Genomic DNA, 6,305 nt, shown 5'->3' on the forward strand with positions numbered 1-6,305 from the left:
GCCTGCTGCTGCCCGCCGGCGAGCTGGGCGACCAGGAAGTCACCATGCGCTGGCAGGAAATGGTGCTGGACACGGCCCTGGGCGGTGGCAGCGTCAAGGGCACCTGGCGCTGGCCCGAGGTGGCCCTGCTGGGCCTGCCCAGCCGCGACAAGTCCATGGGCGTGGAAGAGGAAGAGGGCGAGGAGGAGGAATCCGACAACGACGAGGCCCTCCCCACCCAGCCGGCCGCAGCGCCGGTGGAGCGCACCAGCATCATGCTCACGGGCCTGGAGAGCAGCTTCGAGAACAAGGTCATCGACGGCCTGTGGGGCCTGGGCCCCGGCAAGGCCAGCGTGCGCATCGCCCGCTTCGGCATGAGCAGCACGCCCGCCGAAGGCGGCGAGGCCAAGACGCTGCTGGACCTCAAGAACGTGGACGGCAGCTCGGTCATCGAGTCCGACAAGACCACGCTGGGCATGACCACCCAGGTCAAGGGCACGGGCCGCATCGGCCCCATCGATTTCGAGTCCGTGGGCTACGAGGAAAAGATCCAGCGCCTGGACATCGAGGCGCTGCGCGGCTTCCAGCGCGTCATGGTCGAGGGCTACCGCAAGGAGGGCCTGGTCAAGGCGCTGGAATCGCTGGAAGAGCAGGGCATGGGCGTGCTGATGCAGAACGCTCCGCGCCTGGTGGCGGCCCTGCCGGCCTACTCCATGAAGCTGCAGGCCACCTACCAGGGCCAGACCGGCCACCTGGAGTACGGCGCCGAAGTGCAAAGCGCGCCCACGCAGGAGCAGGTCGCCCAGGCCGGCTGGATGCCGGCGCTGCTCAAGACCTCGGCACTGCAGGCCAATGCCAGCCTGCCCAAGGCCTGGCTGGAGCCGCTGCTCAAGGCATCGGGCAAGCCCGATGTCTCGGCCGAGGACGTGGAAGGCATGCTGGGCATGGCCCAGGCCACGGGCTATGCCCGCCTGGAAGGCGACAAGCTGGTCAGCGCGCTCAAGATGCAGGCCGGCCAGGTCACGCTCAACGGCAAGCCCATCGCCCTGCCCATGGGCGCGCTGCAGTAAGCGGCCATCCACCTTCCGGGCGTCGCCCCGGAAGGGGTTCTCAGGGGTGCCACTGGCTGGCGCGCACCACAGGGGCCTGTGTGCTGGCGCTGCCCGCCAGCGCATAGGACAGCTGGTTGGCCGCCGCCATCACGGTCTGCGCCATGGCTTCCAGCCGGGACTCGGGCAGGCGCGATGCCGGCCCGGAGATGCACACCGATCCCATCAGCCGCCAGTGCATGCCGAACACCGGCGCCGACACCGTGGCCACGCCCTGTTCGCGCTCGCCGATGGACCAGTGGTAGCCGCGCTGGCGGATCTGCTCGTACACCGGCCCCGGCTCGCCTGAAAACGCCAGGATCACGCGCCCTGGCGAGCCCTGGTCCAGCGGCAGCCCCTCGCCCATGCGTGCATGGTGGCGCAGGGCCTGCGGCCCTTCCACGCGCACGAGGCAGGTGCGCACATTGCCTTCGCGCACATAGAAGGCCGCGCTCTCGCCGCTGGCCTGCGTGAGCGCGCGCAGCGCGGGCTCCAGCACGTTCTGCACATCAAAGCCCGCCTGGTAGCGCGCACCCAGCCAGCCTGCGGCCGGGCCCAGGCGCCAGTCCCCATCGTCCCTTTGCACCATGAAGCCCGACTGCGCCAGCGTGCGCGCCAGCCGCAGCACCGTGGTCTTGTGCAGCGCGCAGCGCCGGCTCAGTTCCGCCAGGGACAGGTGCGACTCCCCGAGGGCGAAGGCGCCAAGCAGCTGCAAGGCACGCGTGACGGCGATGACGCCGCCGTCCTTGGCCGGGCTGGCCTTGTCATCGGGTGGCTGCGCCGGGGAAGGGGTGCTGGGGGGCTTGTTCATGGTGCAAGGCATGCAATTGGTTGCGCTGTATGAAACGGCATTGTATGGGTTGAAACGTTTTCATAAAGTTCGTCCCACGCACCGCAGCCATGCGGGCGTTGGACACAACAAACGGAGACAAACCGCCATGCCGATTCCCTCGCTTTCGCGTTGCCTCAATGCACGCCTTCTTGCCGCCCTGGTCGGCGTTGCCGCCATCGTGCCCATGGGCGCTGCACAGGCCCAGGACACCTATCCCCGCAAGCCCATCCGCCTGGTGGTGCCGTTTCCGCCCGGTGGCGGCACGGACATGATTGCGCGCACCGTGGCCCAGCGGCTGGCGGACCACAACAAGTGGACCGTGGTGGTGGACAACCGGCCCGGCGCCGGCGGCAACCTGGGCGTGGATGCCGTGGCCAAGGCCGCGCCGGACGGCCATACCCTGGTCATGGGCCAGACCAGCAACCTGGCCATCAACCCCTCGCTGTACGCCAGGCTGCCCTATGACCCGCTGAAGGATCTGGTTCCCGTGGCGCTGGTGTCTTCCGCGCCCATCGTGATGGCCGCGCCCGCCAACTCGCCCTACAAGACCTTTGACGACCTGGTCAAGGCCGCCAAGGCCAAGCCCGACGGCCTCACGCTGGGCTACTCGGGCAACGGCACGGTGGCGCACCTGGCCGGCGAACTGGCCGAGAACGCGGCCGGCATCAAGCTGCGCCATGTGCCCTACAAGGGCGCAGCCCAGGCCATGACCGACCTGGTGGGCGGGCAGATCGATTTCTACATGTCGGCCGTGCCCACGCTGCTGGGCCAGGTGCGCAACGGCAAGCTGCGCGCGGTGATGGTGACCTCGCTCAAGCGGTCTGACCAGCTGCCGCAGACGCCCACGCTGGCCGAGTCGGGCTACAAGGACTTCGAGGCCGTCACCTGGTTCGGCGTGCTGGCGCCGGCGGGCACGCCGCAGGCCATCGTGCAGCAGCTGAACAAGGCCATCAACGACGCGCTGCTGGTGCCCGAGGTGGCCGAGAAGCTGCGCTCCGAAGGCGGCGAGGTGCTGGGCGGTTCGTCCGAGAAGTTCGCCGCGCTGCTGCGCGCCGAGGTGCCGCGCTGGGCACGCATCGTCAAGGACTCGGGCGCCAGCCTGGACTGAGCCCGGGGCAGGGGCGCCAGCCCTTTCGCTTCCTTCTCGCTCCCACCTCCCTTCCTTTCCTCCATCGAGATCTCGCCATGGACTGCGACAGCCTTGCCGTGCCCGTCCGTTTGGCCTTTGCCTCGGGCGGCAGCGGAACCGTCTTGCAGATGCAGGGCGAGCTGCTGCAAAGGCAGGGCGGCGTGCGCTTCATCCATGTGCCCTACAAGGGCGACACGCCCGCGCTGGCCGTGACCTCGGCGGCGCGCCTGAAGGCCCTGCCTGACGTGCTCACCATGGCCGAGGCCGGCATGGTCGGCGGCACGTCCCGGCAATTGGGCGAGCTGCAGAAATCCGACTCCGCCAAGTGGGCCCAACTCATCCGCGAGGCCGGCATCAAGGCCGACTGACGCGCTTGCATCTTCCTGTTTTCCTTCACCTCATCTCGCTGGACCATCATGAGCCAACTCCCAGAAATCATCCGTGACATAGAGCGCGTGGACGCCCAAGTCGTGCAGCGCGCAGCCGGCTTTCAGGCCGCCATCCTGGCCGACGTGGCGGGCCGCCGCGGCACCATGCATTCGCGCGTGGCGCCCGTGCACCAGGGCATGAAAGTGGCCGGCCCGGCCTTCACCGTCGAGGTGCGTCCCGGCGACAACCTCATGATCCACGCCGCCATCGCGCTGGCCCGGCCCGGCGACGTGCTGGTCATCGACGGCAAGGGCGACCAGACCGCCGCGCTGATGGGCACGCTGATGCTCAGCGCCTGCAAGAAGCTGGGCCTGGCCGGCGTCATCGTGGACGGCGCCATCCGCGACCGGCTGGAGCTGCTGGAGCTGGACTTCCCCGTGTTCAGCGCAGGCTTCAATCCCGCAGGCCCTACCAAGTTCGTACCGGGCCGCATCAACCACGCCATCTGCGCTGGTGGCACGACGGTTCACCCGGGCGACCTGGTGGTGGGCGATGCCGATGGCGTGGTCGTCATCGAGCGCGCCAAGGCACCCGCCATGCTGGAGCTGGCCGTGAAGAAGGTGGCCGACGAGGCCGCCCGCATCGAGGCCATTGCGCGCGGCGACACGGCATCGAAGTGGCTGCCCGCGGCCCTGCGCGCGGCCGGCGTGCTCAAGGAAGGGGAATCGCTGTGAGCACCGTCATCGTCACCGGCGCCGATCTGGCGCCACAGGCCCTGGACCTGCTGGCCCGGCACGACATCGTCTATGCGGGCAAGACGCCCACCGAAGAGGACCTGGTCGCGCTGTGCCGCGACCATGATCCCGTGGCCATCATCGTGCGCTACGGCAAGGTGGGCGCGGCCGTGATGGACGCGGCGCCCTCGCTGCGCGTGATCTCCAAGCACGGCAGCGGCACGGACACCATCGACAAGGCGGCCGCCGCCGAACGCGGCATTGCCGTGGTGGCCGCCGCGGGCGCCAATGCGGCGGCCGTGGCCGAGCAGGCACTCGCGCTGCTGCTGGCCTGCGCCAAGTCGGTGGTGGCGCTGGACGCCCGCATGCACGCAGGCCACTGGGACAAGGCCACGCACAAGAGCCTGGAGCTGGGCGGGCGCACCGTGGGCCTGGTGGGGCTGGGCGCCATCGGCCTGCGCTTTGCGCGCATGGCCGATGCGCTGGGCATGCGCGTGATCGGCTTCGATCCCTTCGCAAAGAACCTGCCCGCCTACGTGCAGCCCGTGGACCTGGAAACCATCTGGCGCGAGTCCGACGCGATTTCGCTGCACTGCCCGCTGACCGAGGAAAACCGGGGCATGCTCGGCGCCTCCACGCTGGCGGCCTGCAGGCGCGGCGTGATCGTGGTCAACACCGCACGCGGCGGCCTGATCGACGAGGCCGCGCTGCTGGCCGCCGTGCGCTCGGGCCAGGTGGCGGCCGCAGGGCTGGACAGCTTTGCGGTGGAGCCCATGGTGGCCGGCCACCCGTTCCAGGGCGAAAGGAACTTCGTGCTCAGCCCCCATATCGGCGGCGTGACCGGCGATGCCTACGTGAACATGGGCGTGGGCGCGGCCCGCAATGTGCTGGAGGTGCTGGCCCGCGTGCCTGCGGCGGCCGGCGCCTGAGCCAGGGCAGGGGCGCCGTGCGCGCCCTTGGCCCATGCATGTGCATGCATGTGATTTGAGGAGACAAGCGATGTCGAGGAATTTCCAAGAGGTCCGCCGCCTGGCCTTGCGCGGCGGCCTGCTGGCCGCCGTGGGGCTGGCCGTGCTGGGCGCCCAGCCCGCGCTGGCGCAGAAGGACTATCCGGCCAAGCCCGTGCGGCTGGTCGTGGGCTTTGCGGCGGGCGGCCCCACCGACGTGGTGGCGCGCGCCTTTGCCGACCATGCGGGCAAGGCGCTGGGCCAGCCCTTCGTGGTGGACAACAAGCCCGGGGCCAACACCATACTGGCCGCGCAGGCCGTGGCTGGCGCGCCGGCCGATGGCTATACGCTGCTGTTCGGCGCCACCAACCACAGCATGATCCCGGCGCTGTACCAGGGCCGCGTGAAGTTCGACGTGGTGCGCTCGTTCCGGCCGCTGTGCACGGTGGCCAGCAGCCCCACGGTGCTGGTCGTGGGGCCGGGCATGCCGGCGCGCAACCTGCAGGAGTACATGGACCAGGCACGCAGCCGGCCCGGCAGCGTCACGGCCGGCACGGCGGGCATGGGCAGTTCGGGCCATTTCGCCACCGAGATGTTTGCGCGGGCCAAGGGCCTGAAGCTCAACCACGTGCCCTACAAGGGCGCGGCGCCCGTGGTCACGGATCTCATGGGCGGCCAGCTCGACAGCTCCTTCGCCACGCTGGGCTCGGTGCTGCCCCAGGTGCGCAGCGGCAAGCTCACGGCGCTGGCCGTGGCTTCGCCCAGACGCGCGTCCCTGCTGCCCCAGGTGCCCACCTTTGCCGAAGCGGGTGGCGGCGACTACTCGGCCGATGTCTGGTACGGCGTGCTCGCGCCGGCCGGCATTCCCGACGGCGCGGCCCAGGCGCTGGAGCGCGTGGCCGTGGAGTTTGCCAAGAGTGCATCGGCCGCGGACAAGCTGCACGGCCTGGGCATGGATGCCGAGTCGAGCTGCGGCAGCGCCTTCGCGCAGCGCGTGGCCAGCGAAGCGGCCTCCTATGCGCAGATCGCCCGCGAACTGAACCTGAAGGCGGATTGATTCGGCCGCCGCCCCCTCTAAAAAATCTGGAGACAAGCCATGAAATTCCTTGCCAGAACCCTGATCGCGGCCTGCGCCCTGGCCGCCGCCGTGGCCCAGGCCGCCTTTCCCGAGCGTCCCATCACCCTGGTCGTGCCCTATGCGCCCGGCGGCGGCGCCGACGCGGCCGC

Annotated in this window: 6 protein-coding genes and 2 pseudogenes; 7 read left to right on the plus strand and 1 reads right to left on the minus strand. The window is 70.0% G+C overall.

The window, feature by feature from the left end:
* Nucleotides 1–1,049: DUF945 family protein (locus L995_RS14115; protein ID WP_047472364.1), on the plus strand; the 1,049-nt coding region annotated here is incomplete at its 5' end.
* A gap of 40 nt (nt 1,050–1,089) precedes the next feature.
* On the opposite strand, the gene L995_RS14120 is transcribed toward L995_RS14115, so the two are convergent.
* Nucleotides 1,090–1,878, minus strand: a complete 789-nt coding sequence (locus tag L995_RS14120) for an IclR family transcriptional regulator (protein WP_047472365.1) — start codon at nt 1,876–1,878, stop codon at nt 1,090–1,092.
* Between the two features lie 127 nt (nt 1,879–2,005).
* On the opposite strand from L995_RS14120, the gene L995_RS14125 reads away from it, so the two are divergent.
* The 6 genes and pseudogenes from L995_RS14125 to L995_RS33150 all read left to right on the plus strand — a co-directional run.
* A complete protein-coding gene (locus tag L995_RS14125; RefSeq protein ID WP_047472366.1) occupies nt 2,006–3,007 on the plus strand; it encodes a Bug family tripartite tricarboxylate transporter substrate binding protein in 1,002 nt (333 codons plus the stop codon).
* 95 nt (nt 3,008–3,102) lie between these two features.
* Nucleotides 3,103–3,396, plus strand: a pseudogene (locus L995_RS14130) (tripartite tricarboxylate transporter substrate-binding protein); the annotation flags it as partial.
* 48 nt (nt 3,397–3,444) lie between these two features.
* Entirely contained in the window at nt 3,445–4,131 is a 687-nt protein-coding gene (locus L995_RS14135) for a hypothetical protein (protein WP_016451551.1), read from the plus strand.
* Nucleotides 4,128–5,060, plus strand: a complete 933-nt coding sequence (locus tag L995_RS14140; protein WP_047472367.1) for an NAD(P)-dependent oxidoreductase — start codon at nt 4,128–4,130, stop codon at nt 5,058–5,060. Before L995_RS14135 ends, L995_RS14140 begins: the two co-directional genes overlap by 4 nt.
* Before the next feature lie 70 nt (nt 5,061–5,130).
* Nucleotides 5,131–6,135 carry a Bug family tripartite tricarboxylate transporter substrate binding protein gene (locus L995_RS14145; protein WP_046987107.1) on the plus strand — a complete coding sequence of 335 codons (1,005 nt, stop codon included), beginning with the start codon at nt 5,131–5,133 and terminating at the stop codon, nt 6,133–6,135.
* Nucleotides 6,136–6,174: 39 nt separating this feature from the next.
* A pseudogene (locus L995_RS33150) lies at nt 6,175–6,305 on the plus strand (tripartite tricarboxylate transporter substrate binding protein); the annotation flags it as partial.

The sequence above is a fragment of the Delftia sp. ZNC0008 genome, assembly GCF_000799035.1.
Lineage (GTDB): Bacteria > Pseudomonadota > Gammaproteobacteria > Burkholderiales > Burkholderiaceae_C > Comamonas > Comamonas tsuruhatensis.